Origin of the sequence: Alicyclobacillus shizuokensis NBRC 103103, from assembly GCF_001552255.1 — a bacterium.
Classification (GTDB): domain Bacteria; phylum Bacillota; class Bacilli; order Alicyclobacillales; family Alicyclobacillaceae; genus Alicyclobacillus_G; species Alicyclobacillus_G shizuokensis.
This window is the reverse complement of record NZ_BCQV01000046.1, coordinates 1-23,097: the sequence shown is the minus strand read 5'-3', so window position 1 is coordinate 23,097 and position 23,097 is coordinate 1. Positions and strand designations below refer to the sequence as shown.

Annotated in this window: 22 protein-coding genes and 1 pseudogene; 16 read left to right on the top strand and 7 right to left on the bottom strand. The window is 61.2% G+C overall.

The window, feature by feature from the left end:
- Window positions 1-265 precede the first annotated feature (265 nt).
- Both ASH01S_RS18040 and ASH01S_RS15075 read left to right on the top strand, forming a co-directional pair.
- Window positions 266-433 (top strand): DUF255 domain-containing protein, encoded by a 168-nt coding sequence (locus ASH01S_RS18040; RefSeq protein ID WP_083517232.1) that lies wholly within the window; start codon window positions 266-268, stop codon window positions 431-433.
- A gap of 26 nt (window positions 434-459) precedes the next feature.
- Window positions 460-2,364: pseudogene (locus tag ASH01S_RS15075) on the top strand (thioredoxin domain-containing protein); the annotation flags it as partial.
- Between the two features lie 209 nt (window positions 2,365-2,573).
- On the opposite strand, the gene ASH01S_RS15070 reads toward ASH01S_RS15075, so the two are convergent.
- Window positions 2,574-3,482 (bottom strand): 1,4-dihydroxy-2-naphthoate polyprenyltransferase, encoded by a 909-nt coding sequence (locus ASH01S_RS15070; protein ID WP_067929272.1) that lies wholly within the window; start codon window positions 3,480-3,482, stop codon window positions 2,574-2,576.
- A 369-nt stretch (window positions 3,483-3,851) separates the two neighbouring features.
- On the opposite strand from ASH01S_RS15070, the gene menB reads away from it, so the two are divergent.
- The 6 genes from menB to ASH01S_RS15040 all read left to right on the top strand — a co-directional run bounded on the left by menB (window position 3,852) and on the right by ASH01S_RS15040 (window position 10,941).
- On the top strand, window positions 3,852-4,670 hold the full coding sequence (gene menB, locus ASH01S_RS15065; RefSeq protein WP_067929271.1) for a 1,4-dihydroxy-2-naphthoyl-CoA synthase: 819 nt from the start codon (window positions 3,852-3,854) through the stop codon (window positions 4,668-4,670).
- A 183-nt stretch (window positions 4,671-4,853) separates the two neighbouring features.
- On the top strand, window positions 4,854-6,338 hold the full coding sequence (locus ASH01S_RS15060) for an o-succinylbenzoate--CoA ligase (protein ID WP_067929270.1): 1,485 nt from the start codon (window positions 4,854-4,856) through the stop codon (window positions 6,336-6,338).
- Window positions 6,323-7,720 (top strand): isochorismate synthase, encoded by a 1,398-nt coding sequence (locus ASH01S_RS15055; protein WP_083517230.1) that lies wholly within the window; start codon window positions 6,323-6,325, stop codon window positions 7,718-7,720. Before ASH01S_RS15060 ends, ASH01S_RS15055 begins: the two co-directional genes overlap by 16 nt.
- Window positions 7,717-9,501, top strand: coding sequence for a 2-succinyl-5-enolpyruvyl-6-hydroxy-3-cyclohexene-1-carboxylic-acid synthase (gene menD / locus ASH01S_RS15050; protein WP_067929268.1), 1,785 nt, complete (start codon window positions 7,717-7,719; stop codon window positions 9,499-9,501). The genes ASH01S_RS15055 and menD overlap by 4 nt, the downstream gene beginning before the upstream one ends.
- Window positions 9,498-10,334: a 2-succinyl-6-hydroxy-2,4-cyclohexadiene-1-carboxylate synthase gene (gene menH, locus ASH01S_RS15045; RefSeq protein WP_067929267.1), complete on the top strand. Its 837-nt coding sequence runs from the start codon at window positions 9,498-9,500 to the stop codon at window positions 10,332-10,334. The genes menD and menH overlap by 4 nt, the downstream gene beginning before the upstream one ends.
- A gap of 58 nt (window positions 10,335-10,392) precedes the next feature.
- Window positions 10,393-10,941, top strand: coding sequence for a TlpA family protein disulfide reductase (locus ASH01S_RS15040; RefSeq protein ID WP_067929266.1), 549 nt, complete (start codon window positions 10,393-10,395; stop codon window positions 10,939-10,941).
- A 36-nt stretch (window positions 10,942-10,977) separates the two neighbouring features.
- Here the strand turns inward: ASH01S_RS15040 and ASH01S_RS15035 are convergent, their stop codons facing one another.
- On the bottom strand, window positions 10,978-11,631 hold the full coding sequence (locus ASH01S_RS15035) for a sulfocyanin-like copper-binding protein (protein ID WP_067929265.1): 654 nt from the start codon (window positions 11,629-11,631) through the stop codon (window positions 10,978-10,980).
- Between the two features lie 144 nt (window positions 11,632-11,775).
- On the opposite strand from ASH01S_RS15035, the gene ASH01S_RS15030 reads away from it, so the two are divergent.
- The 5 genes from ASH01S_RS15030 to ASH01S_RS15010 all read left to right on the top strand — a co-directional run bounded on the left by ASH01S_RS15030 (window position 11,776) and on the right by ASH01S_RS15010 (window position 16,798).
- Entirely contained in the window at window positions 11,776-13,020 is a 1,245-nt protein-coding gene (locus ASH01S_RS15030; protein ID WP_067929264.1) for a cation:proton antiporter, read from the top strand.
- A 169-nt stretch (window positions 13,021-13,189) separates the two neighbouring features.
- Window positions 13,190-14,362 (top strand): MGDG synthase family glycosyltransferase, encoded by a 1,173-nt coding sequence (locus ASH01S_RS15025; protein WP_067929263.1) that lies wholly within the window; start codon window positions 13,190-13,192, stop codon window positions 14,360-14,362.
- Window positions 14,363-14,369: 7 nt separating this feature from the next.
- Window positions 14,370-15,065, top strand: a complete 696-nt coding sequence (locus ASH01S_RS15020; protein ID WP_245629105.1) for a polysaccharide deacetylase family protein — start codon at window positions 14,370-14,372, stop codon at window positions 15,063-15,065.
- A gap of 13 nt (window positions 15,066-15,078) precedes the next feature.
- Window positions 15,079-15,687 (top strand): YkoP family protein, encoded by a 609-nt coding sequence (locus tag ASH01S_RS15015; RefSeq protein WP_067929262.1) that lies wholly within the window; start codon window positions 15,079-15,081, stop codon window positions 15,685-15,687.
- A gap of 10 nt (window positions 15,688-15,697) precedes the next feature.
- Window positions 15,698-16,798 (top strand): MGDG synthase family glycosyltransferase, encoded by a 1,101-nt coding sequence (locus tag ASH01S_RS15010; RefSeq protein WP_169794252.1) that lies wholly within the window; start codon window positions 15,698-15,700, stop codon window positions 16,796-16,798.
- Here the strand turns inward: ASH01S_RS15010 and ASH01S_RS15005 are convergent, their stop codons facing one another.
- Complete coding sequence (locus ASH01S_RS15005; RefSeq protein WP_067929260.1) at window positions 16,799-17,275, bottom strand: flavin reductase family protein; 477 nt, start codon at window positions 17,273-17,275, stop codon at window positions 16,799-16,801.
- Window positions 17,276-17,507: 232 nt separating this feature from the next.
- Between ASH01S_RS15005 and ASH01S_RS15000 the strand changes: the two genes are divergently transcribed.
- Entirely contained in the window at window positions 17,508-18,485 is a 978-nt protein-coding gene (locus ASH01S_RS15000; RefSeq protein ID WP_067929259.1) for an NAD(P)H-dependent flavin oxidoreductase, read from the top strand.
- Here the strand turns inward: ASH01S_RS15000 and ASH01S_RS18590 are convergent.
- From ASH01S_RS18590 to ASH01S_RS14985, 4 genes are all read right to left on the bottom strand, one after another.
- Window positions 18,482-18,622 (bottom strand): hypothetical protein, encoded by a 141-nt coding sequence (locus ASH01S_RS18590; protein WP_157067164.1) that lies wholly within the window; start codon window positions 18,620-18,622, stop codon window positions 18,482-18,484. The genes ASH01S_RS15000 and ASH01S_RS18590 overlap by 4 nt on opposite strands.
- Window positions 18,623-18,737: 115 nt before the next feature.
- Window positions 18,738-19,943, bottom strand: a complete 1,206-nt coding sequence (gene purK, locus ASH01S_RS14995; protein ID WP_083517229.1) for a 5-(carboxyamino)imidazole ribonucleotide synthase — start codon at window positions 19,941-19,943, stop codon at window positions 18,738-18,740.
- Window positions 19,936-20,400: a 5-(carboxyamino)imidazole ribonucleotide mutase gene (purE, locus tag ASH01S_RS14990; protein WP_067929275.1), complete on the bottom strand. Its 465-nt coding sequence runs from the start codon at window positions 20,398-20,400 to the stop codon at window positions 19,936-19,938. The genes purK and purE overlap by 8 nt, the downstream gene beginning before the upstream one ends.
- 149 nt (window positions 20,401-20,549) lie before the next feature.
- Window positions 20,550-20,747, bottom strand: a complete 198-nt coding sequence (locus ASH01S_RS14985) for a hypothetical protein (protein ID WP_067929258.1) — start codon at window positions 20,745-20,747, stop codon at window positions 20,550-20,552.
- Between the two features lie 239 nt (window positions 20,748-20,986).
- On the opposite strand from ASH01S_RS14985, the gene ASH01S_RS14980 reads away from it, so the two are divergent.
- Together ASH01S_RS14980 and ASH01S_RS14975 are read left to right on the top strand one after the other, a co-directional pair.
- Window positions 20,987-22,477, top strand: coding sequence for an MDR family MFS transporter (locus tag ASH01S_RS14980; protein WP_245629104.1), 1,491 nt, complete (start codon window positions 20,987-20,989; stop codon window positions 22,475-22,477).
- 389 nt (window positions 22,478-22,866) lie between these two features.
- The coding region (locus ASH01S_RS14975; protein WP_067929257.1) for a transposase at window positions 22,867-23,097 on the top strand (231 nt) is incomplete at its 3' end.

Here is a 23,097-nt window from a genome sequence, read left to right as displayed (position 1 = left end):
CCTGGTTTTGGATCCATCGATGTTCTCGAACAACCGCTGGAGATAGAGTTTGTCTTCCTCATCCAACGCCTCATCTGATCGGGTCAACAGAAGAGAAAATCGAGGCATTTAAACAAAATGGGAAGATGCATCTACCGCAAAGGAACAAAACGACTTGCTCAAGACGATTGTTCGTCGGATCATATATGACCGTGAGGGTAACGAGGTGACTTTTGGAATAGAATATCGTTAGCGGACAAATTGACTTTGGAAGGGGGGTGGTCCGATGACATCCAATTCAAGGAGCGTACCCAATCGCTTAGCGAAGGAAAAATCCCCATACCTGCTTCAACATGCTTATAACCCTGTTGACTGGTATCCGTGGGGTGACGAGGCGTTTTCAAAGGCAAGGTCCGAAAACAAGCCCATCTTCCTAAGCGTTGGGTACTCCTAAATTGCGGTTATTGGGCTACATGTCATTGGTGCCACGTGATGGAGCGCGAATCGTTCGAGGACGAGGAAGTCGCTGCTTATTTCAATCAACACTTTGTTTGCATCAAGGTCGACCGGGAGGAACGGCCCGATATTGATGCGGTCTACATGCAGTTCTGCCAGGCGCTCACCGGCGAAGGCGGGTGGCCGCTGACCGCCTTTTTGACTCCGGATCAGAAACCGTTTTTTGCCGGGACATACTTTCCCAAGCACACGCGTCACGGGCGGATTGGACTGCTGGAGCTTGCCCAGCAGATTGCGGCCCGATGGCAGCGCAATCGGTCGGGGTTGGAGGCGTCGATTGAGGAGTTGACGCAGCGGATCGAGTCAGCCTTGACGGCGTCTGTTGCAGGCCGTGCGGACTTGGCCATTGCGGATGCGGCGGTGGCGGCTTTGCAGTCTCGCTTTGATGAACGGTTTGGCGGGTTTGGAGAGGCGCCGAAGTTTCCCACTCCACACAATCTGATGTTGCTCCTGCGCTATCTAAAACAAAATCGGGGCGGATCTATCCGAAACGTGGTGGAAACCACACTCGACAGCATGTATCGCGGCGGCATATATGACCATGTGGGGTTTGGATTCTGCCGCTATGCCACGGATAGAGAGTGGATGGTCCCGCATTTTGAAAAGATGCTGTACGACAACGCTCTGCTGGCGATGGTGTATACCGAGGCGTACCAGGTGTTGCGTCATGACCGATATCGGCGGATCGCGTGTGACGTCATCAGCTATGTCCTGCGCGATATGACGCACCCAGACGGTGGTTTTTATTCAGCGGAGGATGCCGATTCGGAAGGGGAGGAGGGCCGGTTCTATCTGTGGACTCCGACCGAGGTGGAGGCCGTTTTGGGGACGAGCGACGCTGCGGTGTACTGTCAGCTGTACGATATCGACGAGATCGGCAACTTTGCCGGACGCAGTATTCCCAACCTGGTTCACTGTGCGGACGAGCTGGTGCAGGCGATGTGGGAGAATCCTGGCACCGGCTTGGCGGCGCGTGTGCGCCGCTGGCAGGACGCCCTGCGTCAAGCCCGCGCCCAACGAATCCGGCCTGCGCGTGACGATAAGGTGCTGACCGCCTGGAATGGGCTGATGATAGCCGCCTTGGCCAAGGCTGGTCGCGTGTTTCAACAGAAGACGTACACTCGGGTGGCCACCCGCGCGGCCCAGTTCATAGAATCCCATCTGGTCGGTCCGGATGGGCGGTTGAGCGCCCGCTATCGCGACGGGGAGCGGGGCCAGCCTGCCTTTGTGGACGATTACGCGTTTTGGGTCTGGGCACTGTTGGAATTGTATGAGACGACGTGGGACGCTAGCTATCTGGCGCGTGCCATCCATTGGCAGCAGCAGATGGTAGATAGGCTTTGGGATGCGGATCAGGGCGGATTTTTCTTGTCAGGGCATGACGTGGAGCCACTGTTGATGCGCCTGAAGGAGGTCTACGACGGGGCTGCTCCGTCAGGAAACTCGGTGGCTGCGTTGAATCTGTTGCGCTTGGGGCGTTTCACGGCGGACGAACGGTGGACGGAGATGGGACGGCGCACGCTGGCGGCGTTCGCTGGCGAGGCCGCCCGTCATCCGGCGGGATACGCCTTCTATGCGACGGCGTTGTGGTACGCTCATCAGCCTGGACGGGAGATCATCATTGTCGGCAGTTCGGGTGCACCGGAAACTGCGCTCCTGCGCGAGCGGCTGCAGCCCCTTTTCCTGCCGGATACCACAACGCTTTTCAAGCCGCTCCATGGACCCGAGGAGCTTGCGCAGGTCGCTCCGTACACGTCCGAGTACACGTCGGCGGCCGGCAAGACGACCGTGTACGTGTGCCAAAACTACGCCTGCCAGGCTCCGACCGCGGATGTGGATGCGGTCATACGGGCGCTTCAGGATGGCTGACAGAAACACTCTCATGGCTGGGTATGCGCCGCTTCCCGTGCAGGGCATCCGCGTTGGCTTTGCGGACAGGCAGGTCACGGACAGGCGGCGCGAGCGGGAAACATTATAAGTCAGTCCCCAGGAAGCACCCTGGGGTCTGGTTTCGGACAGCCGGCCGTCCTCTCCATGTCCGGGGCGGGATGGCCGGTGCGCTTCCGCCAGGCATTCCGTCACGGCAGTGGTATCCAGGTGGAGACCAATAGCCCGACAAACATCAGTCCGCCAAAGCGCAGCAGCTGCAGGGACGTGCCCTTGAACGCCAATTGCATCTGCTGGGCGTCACGGCTATGGAACCAGCGCCGAACCACGGAGTACGCCGACGGGACGGTGAGCAGAACGAGCAGCGCCCACGGGGTGAGCTGACCGACGGCGATCAGAGCCAAGACAATCAGATAGGTGGCCGCGTAGACGATTGCAAACAGGATGCGGCCACCGAGCGCGCCGAGCAAAATGGCGATGGTCCGCCGGCCGCCGGCGATATCGTGCTCTAAATCGCGAATGTTGTTGCCCAACAACAGGGCGCCTATCAGCAAGCCGATGGGAACCGAGGCGATGACCGCGCGCGTGGTAATCTGGTCGGTCTGAATGTAGTAGGCCAGCAGGACAATGACCGGGCCCATCGCGAGCGATGCGGCCAATTCGCCGAACGGCGTGTAGGCCAGGGGCTTTGGGCCGCCGGAGTAAAAATACGCCACCGCGATGCACGCCGCCCCAACCAACGCAATCCACCATGTGGTCATGATGCAAATATAGACGCCGAGGAGGCCGGCGACCAGGATAAAAAGCCACGCGAGTCCCAGCACGGTCCGCGGGCGCACGCCGTCCCGCACGATGGCGCCGGCGATGCCGACCATCTCTTCGGAATCCAGGCCGCGGCGAAAATCGAAGTATTCATTGAACATGTTTGTCGCGGCCTGAATCAATAGGCTGGCCAAAAAAAAGCTGAAAAACAAAGAGATATGGAAGGAAGCCTGTGTCAGGGCCAGTCCAGTTCCGACGAGGACGGGAACCACGGAGGCCATCAGTGTAAACGGGCGAGCGAGCCGCCAACCAATTTCCAAACGCTGCTTGAAAGTCATGATGCGTACATCCGCCTCTCAAATAATCAAGATCCGATGATCATCCTGTATCCAGTCGCCATCATAGCAGACTGCGAGACTTGACGACAACGGGAGTTTCCGGTCATGCCTCACGTGCGCCGGGTGTCTCCTCTGCCGCCCGCGCGAAGCCCGCACGCTGGGTTCCGATGGCGTGGGCAGGGGGGGTTGGGTGCGGACGGGCCTAGTGTTATACTGAGAATGACCTGGACTGGTTTGGGAAGTGTACTAGCGCTACGCACAGTCATGAGGACAGTGAACGGGGGCAACCGCGAGCCAGCGATTGAAAAGGTCGCGGCGTCGAGCGGATCGAGCAAAGTAACCGTCATGAAAACGGGAGGGGTATGCTCCATGACGCTGGAATGGGAGATTGTAAAGCCGTATCAAGACATCATTTACGAGCGGGCAGAAGGAATCGCCCGCGTGACCATCAATCGACCCGAGGTACATAACGCGTTTCGGCCGGAAACGGTCAAGGAAATGATTGATGCTTTCAATCACATCCGGGACGACGAGACCACCGGGGTGGTTCTCCTGCGCGGGGCCGGCGACAAGGCCTTTTGCTCCGGAGGAGATCAACGCTACCGCGGCCATGGGGGCTACGTCGGCGAGGATAACGTGCCGCGGCTGAACGTGCTTGACCTGCAACGCCAGATTCGCGCTCTACCGAAACCTGTGATTGCAGTGGTCGCAGGCTACGCTATCGGCGGCGGCCACGTCTTGCATGTGTGCTGCGACCTGACCATTGCAGCCGACAACGCCGTCTTTGGCCAGGCAGGTCCGCGCGTCGGCAGCTTTGACGCGGGCTATGGCTCCACGTTGTTGGGGCGCCTGGTCGGACATAAAAAGGCCAAAGAGATCTGGTTCTTGTGCCGCCAGTACAGCGCTCAGGAAGCCTTGGACATGGGCCTGGTCAACGCGGTGGTGCCGCTAGCGCAGTTGGAGGAAGAGTCCATCAAGTGGGCGAAAGAAATCCTGGAGAAAAGCCCAATCGCGATTCGGTTCTTGAAGATGGCCTTCAACGCGGACACGGACGGTCTGGCGGGTCTGCAAATGCTGGCCGGGGACGCGACCATGTTGTACTACATGACCGACGAAGCCAAGGAAGGCAGCCGGGCGTTTGTCGAAAAGCGCAAACCGAATTTCAGCCAGTTTCGCCGCTTGCCTTGAGGCGTTCAGCCGCGCGGCTGGCCGACGGTGCCTGGGCAGGGATGAAAGCGGCGTTCCGACGCGAGCGTTGGATCGCCGCTTCGTCGTGTGCGGCATGGCAACCGGAGCGGTCACCCGCACCGGTCATGCGGTGAACGGTCAAATCGACGCCAAGGAATGGTGTAAACGGGAGATGAGCAGGACATGACGGCTGGCACGGGCGTTACTTTGCCCGATTGGTTGGGGCGGCGTCTGTCCACAGATGGGGATCGCCTGGCGCTCCAGACGGAAGGAGGAGCGTGGACATATCGGCAGTTGCATGAGCGGGCCACGCAAATGGCCGGTGCGTTGCACAACAAGAGGGTGAAACGCGGAGACAGGGTGGCGGTGATAGCTTACAGCGGCGAGTGGTTTGCCCTGGCCGTGCACACCTTGATGCAAATCGGAGCGGTGTTGGTGCCGGTGAACTGGCGCCTGACCGTGGCGGAAATTGCGTGGCAGTTGGACGATGCCGGTGTCCGCCTGGTGCTCGCCGACGAGGCGGGGTTGGAGTCGGCGCGTCAGGCTTCGCGTCAGCAGCGGTCGTCCAGCGAGGTCGTGTCGCTGACCGCCTTGGCGCAGGAACAGGCGTCGCCTGTGCGGCGGACGGTCATCCGTACCCAGGATGTGCACGCCATCATATATACCTCCGGGACGACTGGGCGGCCGAAGGGGGCCATGATTACCTACGGCAACCATTGGTGGTCCGCCATGGGCTCCGCTTTACAGCTGGGGCTGACGGAGCAGGACCGCTGGTTGGTGCCCATGCCGTTGTTCCATGTGGGCGGCTTGGCGGTTTTGATGCGCAGCCTCATCTATGGCACCACTGCCGTGGTGCACGACCGGTTTGACGTGGCGGCGGTGCACCGGGCCATTGATGAGGAGGGTGTGACGTTGTTGTCGGTGGTTTCGACCATGCTCCAGCGGATGGTCGAGGCGCGCGGCGATGCCCCCTATCCCAGCACGCTGCGCTGCATCCTGCTCGGCGGCAGCGGCGCGCCGCGGGCGTTGCTGGAACGGGCGCTCGCTCTGTCTGCCCCGGTGGCGCAAAGTTACGGGCTCACGGAGGCCAACACGCAGGTATGTACCCTGCGCCCGCAGGACGCGCTGCGCAAGCTGGGGTCATCCGGGAAGCCGTTGTTGCCAACTGAGATTGCCATCGAGGTGGACGGGAAACGGGCGCAGCCCGGACAAGAGGGGGAGATCATCGTCCGCGGTCCCACCGTGATGGCGGGCTACTGGCAGCGCGAAGAGGCCACCCGGGAAGCGATTGTCGACGGTTGGCTGCACACCGGCGATATCGGTTATCTGGATGCGGAAGGGTACCTGTTTGTCTTGGACAGGCGCAAGGACCTGATTGTCAGCGGCGGAGAGAACATTTATCCGGCGGAGGTGGAGTCGGTGCTGCTGCGCCATCCGGCGGTGGCCGACGCGGCCGTGGTCGGTGTGGCGGACGAACAATGGGGGCAGACGCCTGTGGCCTGTGTGGTTCTGTGTAACCCCGTCACGGACGACGTGCTCATCCAGTTTTGCCGTCAGCACCTGGCTGGCTACAAGGTGCCGCGGCGGATCATGCGGCTTGCGGAACTGCCGCGCAACGCGTCTGGAAAATTATTGCGCAGGCAACTGCGGGAATGGCTGGATACATGATGGACATTGAGTACATGGCGAGGGCGTTGGCCCAGCAGGCTGGACAGGTGGTCCGGGCGCATCCCAACTGCCGCCTGGCGACGGTCCGCCTGTCCCGGTCTTTGCGTGAGTCCTGGCTCCCCAGCGCGCTGGTGCGGTCCGGTGTGCCTGAACTTGAGTTTGTGTTTGTGAAGCCGGCAGCCCGGTTTGGACTGATGGCCTGGGGCCGTGCCGCCACAGCGCGGGGAGCCGGGGCGGACCGGGTGGACGAGGTGCGGGCCGCCGTTAGGGAGACGGCCCAGGTGACGGCCGTGGCATGCGACGCCCAGCCGCGTTGGCTCGGCGGTGTTGCCTTCACGGCCGGGCCCCATGGTCATCCCTGGCAGGAGTGGCCTGACGCAGAGCTGCGGCTGCCTCGCTGGCTGTTGGAATGGTCCGGCGACGCCGTGCGGGTGCAACTGACGTTGTCGGCCACGGAGGCCGTCCAGCCGGACCTGGAGCGCCGCTTGGTTGAGGAAGCCAGGCGATGGCGCGAGGATAACGCCGCCCAGATCCTGGTTGCCGGTGGAACTGGCAGCCGGCTTTGGCCTGGCGGGCAGCGGGAGCGTGCGGATTGGACCCAGGCCGTATCCCAGACGGCCGCGGACATCCGCGCCGGACATTACGACAAGGCTGTTCTGGCCCGATCCGTCCGTGTCACCGGCGGTGGCGTCTCCTTGGCGGAAGTCATCGGCCGGTTGGTCACTCTGTTTCCCGAAGCGCATGTGTTCGCCATGCGCCAGGGTAGCCAGTGGTTTGTGGGGGCCACCCCGGAGCGCCTGGTCTCCGTCTCCGGCGGTGGCGTGAATATGGATGGGCTGGCCGGATCGACAGCGCGCGGGCGAACGGAGGAAGAGGATGAACGATTGGCCCAGGAACTCCGGGCGAGTGAAAAAAACCGGGCCGAACACCGGGCCGTCGTCGATTGGATTGTTGAAACCATTGAGGGTGTGGTCACAGATGTGACGTATCCCGACCATCCTCAGATCCGGCGGTTGGCCAATGTGCAGCACCTGTACACACCGATTCGCGGACGGTTGGCGAAAAGCGCCAGCGTGTTTGACCTGCTGGCGCGCCTGCACCCAACACCGGCGGTGGCAGGCGTGCCACGCGCGCGGGCTCTGGAGGTTATCGCCAGACGGGAGACGTTCTACCGTGGCTGGTACGCCGGGCCGATTGGCTGGGCCACGCCGAACGGGGACGGTGAGTTTGCCGTCGCTCTGCGTTCCGGGCTGCTCAGCGCGTCGGAATCCGTCTTGTTTGCGGGCGCCGGGATTATGGGGGATTCCCACCCCGATTCGGAATGGGCGGAGACAATCTGGAAGTTTGAACCGATGCTGCAGGCGCTGGGGGTGTCCTCATGACGAACGAAAACACCGGGCTTACGGCTGTATATGATTTTGTCGCTGAACTGCATCGCATGGGGCTGCGGCATGTGGTCATTTCTCCCGGTTCTCGGTCCACGCCGTTGACCCTGTCCTTTCTGCGCCATGGCGGATTCCGCGTCTGGTCGCAATTGGACGAACGATCCGCTGCTTTCTTCGCGCTCGGCATCGCGCGCGCCACGGGTTTCGCACCGGCCCTTGTATGCACCTCTGGAACCGCCGCTGGCAACTACACGCCCGCCATCATGGAGGCGCACAGCGCCCGTTTGCCGCTGCTGGTACTCACCGCGGACAGGCCGCCGGAGCTGCACGACGTGGGCAGCAACCAAACGGTGCGTCAGAGCGGCATGTACACCCATTTTGTCAAGTGGCAGCACGAAGCTGCGGTCCCGGAGGCGACCGTCTCGATTCGCCGGTACTTTGCCGAGACTGCGCGCCGGGCCCTGCTTGTGGCCGAATCGCTGCCGAGAGGGCCGGTTCATCTCAATTTTCCCTTTCGTGAACCGTTGATCCCCCCGTCCTGGAACGATACCTCACCCTTGTCTCCGGAAATCCGTCCCGAACCAGGTCTGTATCCGGCGCAGCTGGCCCCGAGCCCTGCCGCCGTCAGGCAGGTGGCGGCCGCGCTGGCGGCCAGTCGCCGTCCGCTGCTGGTTCTGGGGCCGATGGAGCGGACATGGAATGCGGAGAGGTTGCACGCGTGGGCCGATGCGTACTGCATCCCGGTCCTGGCAGACCCGCTTTCCGGTGGCCGGTGGTCATCGGCCCGGACGAGCATTCGTCATTATGACGTGCTGCTGCGGGACGAGGTGCTGGCGGAGACGCTTGGTCCGGACATCATCATCCGTCTCGGCCACACACCCACCTCCAAATCGCTCGGCCGCTATTTGAGCCGCCACGCCGCCGTCCGCCAGGTGGTGGTGGATGAGTCTCCGCTTTGGCGCGATCCGTTCTTCACCCGGGCAGAGGCGGTGCAGTCGGATGTGGACCTGTTTATCGAATCGGTGGCGGATGAGATGAGCAGAACTCAGTCCCCGCAGCCAAGAACGCGTGCGCCCTGGATGTCCGCGTGGCGGGACTTGGATGACCGAGTCGGGGATGAATTAGAGCGCGGACTGGCTGCTTCCTGGCAGGAGGCGGCGGCGTTGATGGAATTTGTGCGCCTTCTGCCGGAGGCATCGACGCTGATGGTCGGCAACAGCATGCCGGTGCGCGACTTGGACACCTTTTGGCGCGGAGGCCACCGGTCGCTGCGCATCCTGGCGAATCGCGGGCTGAGCGGTATCGACGGTGTGGTTTCCACCGCGGCGGGCGCGGCCGCGGCGACGCCGGGGCCTATCGCCTTGTGCGTCGGCGACGTCTCCTTTTACCACGACCTGAACGGTCTGTTGGCTGTCGGTAGGCACGGCCTGGATCTTCTTGTTTTCGTCATCCATAATGATGGAGGCGGAATCTTTTCGTTTTTGCCGCAAGCCGCTCACAAAGACACGTTTGCTCACTTCCGCACCCCGCATGGGCTCGAGTTTGAGCCGGCCGTGGCCATGTACGGAGGCCGTTTCTACGATGTGGAAGGGCCCGACTCCCTGCAGGCGGCGGTCGCGGAGCATTTTGAGACGGGGGGCCTGACGGTCATTCAGGCGCGTTTTCAGGTGGACGAAAACCACACGCGGCATCAAGAAGTGATTGCGGCCGGATTGGAACGGGTGCGCGAGTATGCGCAAAGGCTCACCGTGTCAGGTGTGCCGGGAGGCGGCGCATGAAGACGTACAAGCTGGCCATCCGGGGTGTGAATTACCACGTGGAGGAGCACGGCCTGGGTCGGCCGCTGCTGCTGTTGCACGGGTTTACGGGGCGAGGCGCGGTGTGGCGCCCGTTTGCCGATGCCTGGCCGGGCTGGCGGATGATTGCCGTCGATCTGTTGGGGCATGGGGATACGGACGCTCCCGATGCGAATCGGTGTGCCATGGAACAACAGGTACAGGACCTGCTGCGGTTGATGGAGGTCTTGGGAGAGCGCCGCTTCGTTGTCCTGGGCTACTCGATGGGGGGACGCGTGGCACTGGCGTTGTCGGTCATGCGTCCAGCATTGGTGTTGGGCTTGGTGATGGAGAGCAGCTCGCCAGGCCTGAGGACCGCAGAGGAGCGGGCGGATCGGCGTCGTGCCGATGAGAGGCTGGCGGCATTCTTGGAGGAGCAAGGCTTGGAGCCGTTCATCGAGCGTTGGGAGCGGCTGCCCCTGTTTGCAACGCAGGAGCAATTGCCGCCGGAGGTATTGGCGCGGCAGCGAGCCATCCGTCTGAAGCAGCGCCCGAGTGGTTTGGCGGCCAGTCTGCGCGGCCTGGGCACCGGGTGCCAACCATCGTATTGGCCGCAGCTCATGCGGCTGCGCATGCCGACCTGCCTGGTGACCGGAGACCAGGATGAGAAGTATACACGGATCGCCGAGCAAATGCAGGAGCGTAACCCTCACCTTGGCCGGGAAGTCATCCAAGGGGCTGGGCACACGGTGCATTTGGAGCGGCCCGACGCGTTTGCTGAGACGGTGGCGAGGTTTCTTCGCTCTCTCCCGCCAGTCTCTGCGGAAGTCGGATAGTCCGGACGTGATCAGGGTTGACGAGTCCGTCGCGCGGAAGGGCGCAGGAGGTGATCGTATGGTCCACGGTCGTGTTGCTGTGCGGTTTCTTTTATTGTGCGGACTCCTGGCGCTGGTGGCCGGGTGCGGTGCCGCGGCGACACCGCCTGCGCCGGGGCGCATAGCGCCGTCGTTTGTGTTAGCCAGGCTGCCCGACACGTCTCAGACCGTGTCCCTGTCCGACTTGCTGCGCAAAGGGGAGCCGGTCATCCTCAACGCCTGGGCCTCCTGGTGCCAGCCGTGTGCAAAAGAGACACCGGAATTGGTGCAGGCTGCGAAACGGTATCAAGGCCGGATTGAGTTTGTTGGCATCAACATGACCGAGGATGACAAACTGGCGGATGCCCGCCGCTTCGCGGCCCGATACAAGATTCCGTACCTGTTACTCGCAGATTTGCATGGCGAATTCTCGAAAGCGTATCACATCGAAGGGTACCCGACGACCGTGTTGATTGACCCAGAAGGGCGCATTCAGCGGATGCAGACCGGGCAACTGCGTCCCTCAAACCTGCAACACCTGATTCGGATGGCGCTTCGGGACCAAGCGGACAATTCCTCGGCCACATGACTCGGAGTGTCAGGCCGGACAGCGACGAGGCGCGGGTCAGGAGACTTTTTGCGTTCCCTTGGCGGTCGTGACCGTGGGTGCCTGCAGATGGTCGGACACGTCAAACTCGTCCCACATGCCCATCGCGGCGTGCCCGGGAATGCCGCAGACCATGGCGTACTTCCCGGCCTTGTCGGCGGTAAACTGAAAGCTCACAGGTGCGTGGCTGGAGGTGATGCCGCTTTGGAAGCCCTGCATCAGAGAGTGGCTGAAAGCGGCCGGGAACGAGTTGCCCTGACGGTGAGCCCAGTCGGTGAAACCGACGCTGTGTTGAATCGTGGAGCTGTTGCTAAACGTAACTTTCACCGTCCAGCCCGTGGGTACGGCAATCTTCAGGGCACCCTTAGAATAGCCGTTGAACGCCATGTCTTGGTTGGTTGTGATGTTGAGGTCGACCGTTTTTGCCGCCTTGTCCAACTGCGCGAGCGGCTTGGATACGGCGGTACTGGATGCCGGCAGTCCGGCCGCAGACGACGTGTTGCGCGTAGCGGAGGTCTTACCGCTTGTGACCGAGACCGCCAGTTTGGGGTTCTCTGCCAGGTTACGGTGCGTGACCTCATTGGGCAGCCCAAAGTACCCGACCACCCAACACGCAACGGCGGCCAAGACGCAGACTGCGATGACCAGCATGCCGACAGGCGATACTTTCATGCTCAGCCCCCATTTCGAGAACAGGCCTTTCTGGCGGAATCGTCCGTGCTTTCTTAAGTTTATTATACCTTTCCGACACAGGCAACGGGGAACGGAATAACCCGCGTATACTAGCTGGGAAGATGTGTGCGAGGAGTTGATGACTTGCTCAACTTGGAGACCTGGGACGGCGCCTGGCAGGCGCTCCTGCTCATCTTTGGCGGTGGGGTGGTTGTGGCCAAGCTGACCGAGCGACCGCGTATCCCCGACGTGGCGGCGTTCTTGGTGGTTGGCATCGTGGTCGGTCCGTACCTGTTGGGGTGGTTGAACGAGCCGGGGCAGTCGCAAGTCAACCAGTTCATCATCAACTTTGGCGCCGTACTGATTCTGTTTGACGGCGGACGCGCGGTCTCGCTGCGGGTCTTGCGTGAGGTGTGGATCAGTGTTGGGTTGCTGGCGACGATAGGGGTTTTGGTATCGGCACTGGTGGTGGCAGCGGCAGCCCACCTGGCTCTCGGGCTCGGCTGGCTGACAGCGCTGCTTTTGGGATCTGTCTTGGCGTCGACAGACCCGGCCACTCTGATACCCGTTTTCTCCCGCGTGCCCATCAAGCCGCGCTTGCAACAGACGGTCGAGTCCGAGTCGGCTTTCAATGACGCCACCGCGTCGGTGCTGGTGTTCACGCTGTTGGACATGGTCGGTTCCCATCAGGGGGTGCACTGGTGGCGGCCCGTCGGGGGGTTTTTGGAATCGGCGGTGATTGGACTGGCAGTGGGCCTCGCCTGCGGACTCGCGGCTCTGTGGACGCTCTCCGGCAAGGGATGGGGCGGACTGCATGCCTACGCCTCCATCATCATGCTGGTGGTGGCGTTGGGCTCCTATGAGCTGGCGGAGGTTTTGCACGCTAGCGGCTTTATGGCCGCCTTCACCGCCGGAGTGGTCGCCGGCAACGGCACCGCCTTCCGCCTTCCGTTGTCGGATCGGAGCACGGATCACATAGAGCATTTTGGCCACGGCATGACTTTGTTGGCGCGGATGATGATCTTTGTCTTGCTGGGGGCGCAAGTGAACTTCTCTGCGGTGTTTGCTCATCTGTGGATGGGGTTGTTGGTCGTCGTGGTGCTGATGGCGCTGGCGCGCCCACTCACCGTGTTGGTGTCCACGCCGGTCGACAGGCGGGCCAAGTGGGGGATGCGCGACATCTTGTTCATGTTTTGGGTGCGCGAGACCGGGGTGATACCGGCCGCCTTGTCGGGGATGTTGGCGGCGCAACGGGTGCCCGGAGCGGACGTCATCGGCGCGGTCACGTTTTTGGCGATCCTGGTGACGATTGTTCTGCAGGCCAGCACCACCGGCCTGGTGGCGCGCCGACTGGGACTGGATGTACCCGCGACGCAGGAGGAGGTTTGAAATGCAGCGAGCGGTGCCATCGCCTGACAACCGCTAGCGCCCTGGTGACATGGACGGGAACATCGTGCAGGGTGGGTTATGGTGATATACTGGTATCGGTACGGGGCGCACGCATGCACCGGGCAATACAACGGGCGCAGTGATTTCTGACCTTGATGATGCAGTGAGGATGATTGTAGTGAGAGTCTTGCTCATGAGCGCCTCTTTTGGCGACGGGCACATGCAAGCGGCCAATGCGGTGGGGGAAGCGTTACGCCGTCGAGGGGTGACCGTGAAGCTCGTCGATTACACCCAGTGGCTCAATCCGGCCTTACGGTCGTTTGCCAAGTTCAGTTTGATTCAGGGCGTGCAATTGGCTCCCGCTTTGTATGAAGTCTTCTACAAATCGATGTCCCGGTTGGATCGGGATTCTTCGTTGCAGCGGCGCATCAACCGGTTGGGGATGGCGAAGTTCAAACGGTGCCTGAAGGCGTATGCTCCGGACGTGGTGGTGAGCACGTTCCCCACTCCGAACGGCGTGATGGCGCAATTGCGTGAGCAAGGCTTCACGCGCATCCCGGTAGCGGCCGTCTTGACCGATTACACCGCGCATGGACAGTGGGTGCAGGAGCATACAAAACTGTATTTTGTCGCGACCGAGCAGGTGAAGGCGGAGTTGACGGCACTCGGCGTGGCAAGTGAGCGCATCGTTGTCAGCGGGATGCCCATCCGTACGCGGTTTGAGGACTCGGGTGCACGGCAGGCGCTGGCCCGTCGTCGGGAGCTGCGCCAAGCCGAGCGGCTGTCTGCCGAGCGGCCGTTGGTGCTGCTGATGGGCGGCGGCGCCGGTCTCGTGGCCGATGTGGCGGAGTGGATGGAGGTGATGCAGGCAACTCCGGTTCAATTTGCGGTGATCTGCGGCCGCAACGATAAGCTCTACAGGCGCCTGCGCCCGCTGCACAGCGACCGCATTCGTGTGCTCGGCTACACCACGGAGATGGAGCGCTGGATGGCCATGGCGGACGTGGTGGTGACCAAGCCGGGCGGCATTACGGTGGCGGAGGCGTTGGCCATGGAGCTGCCAATGCTCTTATACCACCCGATTCCCGGTCAAGAGGTGTGCAACGGCCAGTACGTGGTGGACTTGGGAGCGGCCCGTTGGGTCACAGACATCCAGCATGCGGCTGAGGAATTGCGCCAGCTCCAGGAGCACCCGGACAACCTGCAGGCGATGCGGCGCGCGGCGCGGGCGGCGCACCGTCGGGGGGCGGCCGGACGGATCGCCGAATGGTTGATGCGCTACGCGGCGGATGAGGCAGGGACTCCGATGCCGGTCATTGGCCAGCCGGGCGGATGGGAGTGACAGGCGCGTGTGGCGATGGATAGCCGTGGCGGCATTCGTCCTGCTCTGCCTGTATGCGTTGGTTCCCAATCTGCTGATTCGGCTGTGTCGCTTGTGGGCGTTGCGCACAGGACCGGCGCGGCGGGAGATCGCCTTAACGTTTGACGACGGGCCGGATCCCAAGTACACGGGTCGCCTCCTGGACGCTCTCAAGGCGGCTGGTGTGCGGGCCACCTTCTTTGTCGTCGGCCAAAAAGCGCTGGCCCATCCTGACTTGATTCGCCGCATGATGGCGGAGGGGCACCAGGTCGAGGTGCATGGCTGGACCCACGCGTTCGTTCCTCTGCTTCCGCCGCGCCGAACGCTGTGGCAGTTTCGGCGTACGACGGACGCCTTGGGGCGCACCTTCGGCGTGCGCCCACGGTTTTACCGCCCGACGTGGGGGGCGCTCAACGCGGTCACATTGGGCCTTGTGTTTCGGACCCACAGGTTGGTCACGTGGTCCATCATGGTTGGGGACTGGCGCTTGCAACCGCCCGGTCAGGTGCTGCAGCGGGTTGTTGAGCGCCTGCATCCGGGGGCCATCGTGGTCCTGCACGACAGCGATGATACCTGGGGTGCCGAGACGGGCGCGCCCGAACAGGTGATTGCGCTGATTCCAGAATTGGCGCAGCGTGTGCGTGCCGCCGGATACTCGTTTCGCACGCTGGATGAGTGGTATTGAAGGGGGGATTCTGGTGCACGCAAAGGCGCGCTTCTGGGACCTCTGGGAGGCCGGATTTCGTTGGCTCTTCAAGGTTCGACCCATCCGTCCTGGCGTGGAGGACCTGTTCTACATGTCGAAGGCCCATTACATAGGGAAACCTTTCGTGATCGACGGGGTTGTGGTCAAACGGGGGCAGCCGGTTGTCGAGCTGCACGTCAACAATGCAGTGGTGGCGCGGGTGTTGAAGAAAGAACAGAATATCCTCGCTTCTACGGTCAAGCTGCTGCAAATGGCTCGCCAGTCCCTTCCAGCTCTGGCACAACGCATGGCCGATCCGGAGTTCGCCGATGTGCAGGTGTTATATGGGATCACGTTTATTCATCGCGGGATTGAGCGCATGGGATTCGAGGCGTTTCCATTACGCAACCGCCTATTCGCTCCGGTCACTCGCTGGTACCTCCGCCAGGTGCTCAAGGCCTTCAACCCGGAGGCCAATCGACTGTTGGCGGCTCATCCCGATGCCTTCGTGCCGAAGCTGGTGGCGACGACCAAGGCGCGCTTGATCGCCATGTACGGATATCCGCGTGATCCTGCGCGGTCGGTCAAGGTGGCGTCGGACGACAAACCGAATCGAACGTGAGGTGCCGATGGTGAAGGCTCTACTGTTGACAGCACACATCGGAGATGGCCACCATCAGGTGGCGCACGCGCTGCGCGAGGCGTACAGAGAACGCGGAGTTTCTACAGCCATACTGGACATCTATCGAGAGACAAGCCCTCGTGTAGCCCACTTCAATGAATGGACGTACGAATGGACGACTCGGTTTGCGCCTCAGATGTACGGAGTGAGTTATCGGGCGACGGCCCATTTCGGTCCCGATCACGCGTTCTGGAAGGTTCTGTCGTCCTTGTCCCGGCAGATGGTGTTGCGCCAGGTGCAAGAACAGCGGCCGGATATTGTCCTGCAGCTGTTTCCGGATCATGCTCTGGCGTCCATCTCGGAAGATGAGGGACGACCCTATATTGGCGTGGTGATCACCGATTTCACTGTGCACGGCCGGTGGTTTCACCACAACGTCGATACGTACTTTATCGCCCACGCATCGCTCGCCGAGGGCATGCGCCAGTTTCTCCAACCCGGGCAGGAATTGGTGGTCTCGGGAATTCCCATTCGGCAGCAGTTCCTCTCCTGCCATATCGGCGAAGGGGTCGGCGGGCGGCGCCCGTATATCCTCTATGCGACGGGGGGACGGGGCGTGTTTCCACATTTGCTGTCGGTGTTGCAGCGCAGCAGACGGTTGTTTCCACAGCACGCCGTCTACGTGATGTGCGGCCGAAACCGCAAGATGCGCCAGCAGGTGGAGCGGTGGGCGCAGTCGTGGCCGCATATCCATGCCCTGCCGTTCATTGACAATGTGGCCGACTGGCTGCAGGGGGCCGATTTTGCCGTGGTGAAGTCAGGGGGCGTGACCGTCTCTGAGTGCTTGGCGTCGGCCTGCCCCATGTTGATTTACCGACCGCAGCCGGGACAGGAGATGGACAACGCGGAGTTTTTGGTCCGCCACGGAGCGGCCAAGGCAGTGAACTCGACGACCGAGTTGGTGCGGGCATTGCGAACCCTTCGCCACTCGACCACACGCGCCGCCATGCAGGCGGCATGCCTGAGCTTGGCGAGGCCCGACGCAGCGGCGGCGGTCGTCGAGCACACGCTCCAGCAGGTACAAGCCAGGCGATCCGTGGTGCACAGGTAGTCAGGGGAGCAGTTGCCGGTAATGCCCTGTGTAGTAGATGAGCGGCGCCTTATCCTCGTCAACCTCTCCGTGCTCCGCCTGGCCAATCAGGATGGAGTGGTCACCAGCAGACACCTCCTGCACCAAGGAACACTCCAAGTGGGCGAGCGCGCCGCTTAGAATCGGGGCTCCGTGCAATCCGGTTTCACACTGGAGACCGGCAAACTTGTCAGCATCGTGGCTGGCAAAACGCGCGGACAGCGCCGATTGGTCTTCCGCCAGGATGTGTACGGCGAAGCCGCCGCTCCTGCGCACGACGTCCAACGCAGACGACTCATGATGGATGCAGACCAGGATATAAGGCGGATTGAGGGAGAGGGAACAAAACGCCGACACTGTTAGGCCGGCGGTTTGCGCGCCATCCGACATTGTAACCACGGTCACGCCGCTGGCAAAGCGGGCGAGCACGCGGCGGAATATATCCGCTTGAACGGGCATGCGGGTTGACCTCCTCCGGTGTATCCAGACGCATGGACGCAAATTGGCAGGCAAACTGCCACTCATGAAGGTCATTGTACCACAGAGTCTCCGGGCTCCGTCTGGGCCGCATCGCGATTCATGTCGGGTCCTTCACTGATTGGATTTTACAAGAAGTGTAAGATTGCAGACGGCTACTGGCGGGATTAGTATAGAGACAAGAGTCATAACATGCACCTCGGGGGGAAAACGGTTGAAGACACGTGTGTGCCAAATCCTTGGTTGTGAGTACCCGATAGTTGAGGGTGGTCTGGCGTATGTTGGAAATGGCCGCTTGGCCGCCGCCGTGTCGGAGGGCGGCGGTTTTGGACAGGTAGGATCTGGTGGACGGAGTCCCGAGGGTTTTCGTCAGGAGATAGAAATCGCGGCCAGCTGCACACGCAAGCCGTTTGGTGTCAACGTGCCGCTCAGTGAGCACCGCAGCCCGGATGCATACTTTCAGGTGATTGAAGAGATGGCCGCACACATCCGTGCGGTCAGCTTATCGGCCGGCAATCCCATCCCCTACGTGGCTCCCTTGCAGCGGCTGGGGCTGGTCGTGATGACGCTGGCGTCGACACCGCGCCAAGCGCAGAAGGCCGAGGAGGCAGGCGTTGACCTCGTAATTTGCGAAGGTGTGGAGGCCGGGGGCCATGACGGCCCCGCGGAGTTGACCACTCTGTCGCTGGTTCCGGCGGTTTGCGATGTCGTCTCCATTCCCGTCGTCGCCGCCGGCGGTATTGCCGATGGGCGGACGGCAGCAGCCGCGTTTTGCCTGGGGGCCGAGGGCGTGCAAATGGGAACGCGGTTTGTCGCCACAATCGAGTGTCAAGCCCATGGGGCCTACAAGCAGGCGATTGTGGACGGTGATGTGACCGCTACTCTCGTCATGGAGCGTTCCCTCGGCAGGGTGACACGTGTGCTGGACTCCCCGTACACGCGAGCTGTCCTCAAGCAGGAGCAGGAAACTCCAGGTGACCTGAATCAGATCCTGCCCTTGGTCGCAGGCCGCAAAAACGCTGCCGCTGCCCTCGAGGGCCGATTAGATGAGGGTTGGGCCAATTGTGGCCAAAGTCTGGGCCTCGTCCATGAAATCCTGCCCGCAGCCGAAGTCGTGTCCCGCATCATGCAGGACGTCGGCGCGTGCCTGAGTCGCCGGGCATCGGCTTTTCTCCAGGATGGTCGGGCTTAGGCGAGCGCGTGCAGCGATACATATCCCACCGTGCCAAACACCAACGCGAAAGAGCAAACTAGGGTGATTTTTTCGGCGATCTTCCAGAAACGCTCGAATGACACCAGCGGATTGTAGGATTCGCGGTTGCCTTTCACCTTGCGTCCCCCTCGCTGTTGAGTCTTACACGTCCAGTGTAGCACGAAGAGCCTGTCGATATATCGCAGACTGTGCGGTGAATGTGACGATATTCCGTCGCCTTCGCCGCTTTCGTCATTCCGACACGCTAAGACTCTCCGGGGGCCAAACGGACAGCTCACGGACCGCAGCCAACGCTTCTTCCAGGGAACCCAAAACGTTCAGATGGCCCATCTTCCGCTTGCTTCTCGCCTCGTGTTTGCCGTACAAATGGACTTTGATTCGTGCGTCCATGTGGGTCATGGCCTGCAGGAGAGGGGCCATGTGTTCACCGAGCACATTGATCATGAGGACCGGTGTGGTCAGTTCAGCGCGTGCAAGCGGCAGGTTGCATACGGCTCGCAGGTGCTGCTCAAACTGTGATACCGTGCACGCGTCATCCGTATAGTGGCCCGAATTATGTGGACGCGGCGCCAGCTCATTGACATACAGGCGGCCGTCCTCGGTCAAGAACATCTCAACCGCCAGCAGGCCGACGACTTTCAACCCTTCGGCGATCCGTTCTGCAAGGCGCTGGGCGCTCCGGGCCGTGGATTCCGAAATGCGGGCTGGAAGAATGGACATGTGCAGGATGTGGTCGCGATGGATGTTCTCGGCCACGGGAAAGGATTGGACTTCACCGCGTGCGCTACGCGCTACGATGACGGATAGTTCCTTGCTGAACGGCACGAATTGCTCCGCGATCAGCGGCTCATCCGCATCGTTGTCCTGGCTGGCCGCTGCCTTCTCCACTTCGGGCCAAATCTTCTCTGCGTCCTCGGCGTTGTGGACCAACCACTGTCCCTTGCCGTCGTAGCCGCCGCTGGAGGTTTTCAATACACATGGGCAGTTGAGCGCACGAATGGCCGCGTCAAAGTCACAGCGACTGCGAACCGGAACATAGGGCGCGACCTCGGCGCCGCTGGCTTGCACGGCTTGTTTCTCGCGCACTCGGTGTTGGGTGGTGCGCAACAAACGGCTGCCCTGGGGGACATATGATTCCTGTTCGAGCAAGGCAGCCACACGGGCGTCCACGTTTTCAAACTCGTATGTGATGACATCACTGCATGCCGCCAGTTCCCGAGCCGCATCAAGGTCCGAGTAGGCGGCCACGATTTGCCGGTCGCTCACCTGTCCGGCCGGCGAATCCGGGGTGGGATCTAGGGTGACAAACCTGTATCCCATGCGCCGGCCGGCAATGGCCACCATGCGGCCGAGTTGGCCACCGCCGAGAATGCCGATCGTGCTTCCGGGCAGTATCACGTTATGCACCTGTTTGTGGGACACGAAGGCATTACTCACCCGGCTCTCCCCCTCTCAGGACTTCCTCCTGAATGCGTTGCCTGCGCGCCGCAAACCTTTGCCGAATGTCCGGGTCTCGAAGACCGAGGATCTGGGCGGCCAACAAGCCCGCATTGACAGCTCCGGCTTTGCCGATGGCCACCGTGGCGACCGGTACACCGCCTGGCATTTGCACGATGGACAATAAGGAATCAAGGCCAGATAAGCTGGAGGTTTGCACGGGGACGCCAATAACCGGCAGAGTGGTCTTGGCGGCCACCATGCCGGGCAGGTGGGCCGCACCGCCCGCACCCGCCACAATCACCGCCAGTCCACGGGCCTCGGCGCCAGACGCGTATTCAAACATCCAGTCGGGCGTGCGATGGGCGGACACCACCTTTTTTTCGTAGGGGATTTCGAGTTCGTCCAATATGTTGCATGTGTGCTGCATGGTTTGCCAGTCCGAGTGGCTGCCCATGATGACACCAACCAAAGGCTGCAAAGCGCTGATCCCTCCCCGTCGCTGGAACCCGGGACCAGGCAGGACACATCGTCAGGGCGCGGTGTCTGCACCGGGTTCCACAGTATATACATATTAGCAACGGTTGGGGGGCTTGGCCAACCACCTCAGCGGCGTGTGTCCATGCGGACATCGGCGGCGGGGGGATTTTGGTGCTCCGAGTCTGCGGGGGCTCGCTTCGGCTGCTCCGCCAAATCTCCGCTTTTCACTTCGTAGCGCCGGATATTCCTTCGATACGATGCAACAAACTCCTGTTCATCCATGTTTCTCATTCGATAGCCGGGAACTCGCTGCGATTCGTGCATGGTCGAGTGTCCTCCCTTTCCCGTATCGTCGATTCTTTTGTCGCGAACATGTCTTCGTGTGTATTGGGTAGTATGCCGCTCGTCAAAGAGATTATGACTCCGGGCGCGCCATTCCAGGATTGCGCAGGGCCGCAATATTTGATTTATTAGAGGATGGATCTGCCGGTTTCAGGCTTCCAACCGGAATGGGTGCAAGAAATGAGAGAGACGCTCAGACAGAAACGGATGGAGTGGGACGCGTGCAATTGAGACAGACGAACCGTACGATGGTGACCGTGGCCATGCTGGTGGCCATCTTGCTGGTCGCGATTGATGTGACGGTGGTAAGCACGGCTATGCCAAGGATCATTGAAGAGCTGAGCGGCTTGAGGATGACCAGCTGGGTGTTTGCGGTCTACACATTGACGACCTGCGTCACCACGCCGATATACGGAAAACTTGCCGATTTGTTCGGGCGCAAGACCGTTTTCAGTGTCGGTGTCATCCTGTTTGTATTGGGTTCGATGCTTTCCGGCGCGGCCCAGTCCATGACGCAGCTGATCTGGTTTCGGGCGTTTCAGGGCATCGGCGCAGGGGCTGTCATGCCCATCACCTTCACCATCATCGGGGACCTGTTTCCTGGTGAGCAGCGCGCCCGCATGCAGGGCCTGTTTTCTTCTGTGTGGGGGATTGCCGGGCTTTTGGGGCCGTTGGTTGGCGGCCTGTTTGTCGACGAAGTCTCGTGGCGGTGGATCTTCTACATCAATCTGCCGGTCGGTTTTATATCTTTGCTTCTCGTTTGGTTGTTCCTGCATGAGACATTTGACCGTAAACAGCAGCAGATTGATTACGGCGGGGCATTGGCGTTCACGGTGGGCATCACGGCGCTGTTGTATGCGCTCCTGGGCGGCGGCCAGCAGTTTACCTGGACCTCGCCGACGGCCGTGGGCTTGTTCGTGATTGCCGCAATCAGCTTGTTGGTCTTTGTCATGGTGGAAACCAAGGTCTCCCAGCCGATGCTACCCCTGTCCTTATTTCGTATTCCCGTCATTACCGTGTCTAACTTGATTGCGTTCCTGGCCAGCTGCGTGCTGATTGGCGGAAACGTGTACCTGCCAATGTGGATCCAGTTAATCCTGGGCCACTCCGCCACCAGCTCTGGCTTAACCCTGATGCCGATGTCCCTGGCCTGGCCCATCGGGGCCACGTTGGCGGGGCGCTACATGTACAAGGTGGGGTCCAAGACAACCACTGTTATCGGCGGCATCCTGATTGCGGCTGGCTGCGCCTGGCTGTTGGCTGTGTCCCTGGGGTCACCTTATTGGTACTTTGTTGGAATCATGGTCGTTATCGGTTGGGGTATGGGGTATGCGATGACGCCGACGACTGTCCTGATACAATCGGCCGTCGGCTGGCAAATGCGGGGAGCCGCCACGGCATCGAACACGTTTGTCCGCTCACTTGGGCAGACGGTCGGGGTGGCGGCGTTTGGGACCTGGTTCAACAACTCATTGGGCGCTTACGCCCATGCCCATGGATTCAAGTGGAGCGGCGGGGCATCGGCGGCTTTGAGCTCTGCCCAGGCTGCAGGGCTGTCGCGGGCCGCTGTTCAGGCCTTTCACCAGGCGCTGGCCCACAGCATGCATAACATCTTTAGCGTGGTGTTTGTGATTGCTCTTATGAATCTCGCCGCCACACTCCTGTTGCCGTCCCATAAAAAGGTGTTGGAGCAGCAGCGTCAGGTGGTCTGACGCTGCTGCCTTCGGCTGTGCGCCCGGCATGGGCGTTGTCTATACGGTGAAAGTCCGGAATGGCGAAGGTAGCAGTAGCCATTAGCTTAAGCCAAGGGTGCCCATCGCGAGGTGGGATCTGAAGGAAGGCGGCGGCAAACCTCCGGCCCAAGGGTCACGAACTCCAATTGAGGCTAGCGACAGTTGGGTGAGTCTGCAGACCAAGACAAAGCCCTTGCTACCGAAGGCTGTCGAGAGTAAATGGAGTGGGTATATGGAGGGAAAGACAACGTTCTTACCCGGGGAGGCCTGCCTGGAACGCCAGCAAAGCTGGTAACCGTGGTGTTAGGATGAAATAGTGGACACAACGAATCGAGAATGTAAGAATAAGGTGATTCGAGGTGAGCCACATGACACAGAAGTACGACAAAGAATTCAAACTTCACGCAGTTCAATTGGCTTTGGAGAGTGGGAAGCCAGCGAGCCAGGTGGCTCGGGAGCTCGGTATTTCGCAAAAGATGTTGTATGGCTGGGTGGCAAAATACAAGGAGGATCCTTCTACCCCGTTCGTCGGGAGCGGGAACCTCAAGCCGGAAGCGAAAGCCCTACGGGATCTTGAGCGGGAAATCCGTGAACTGCGA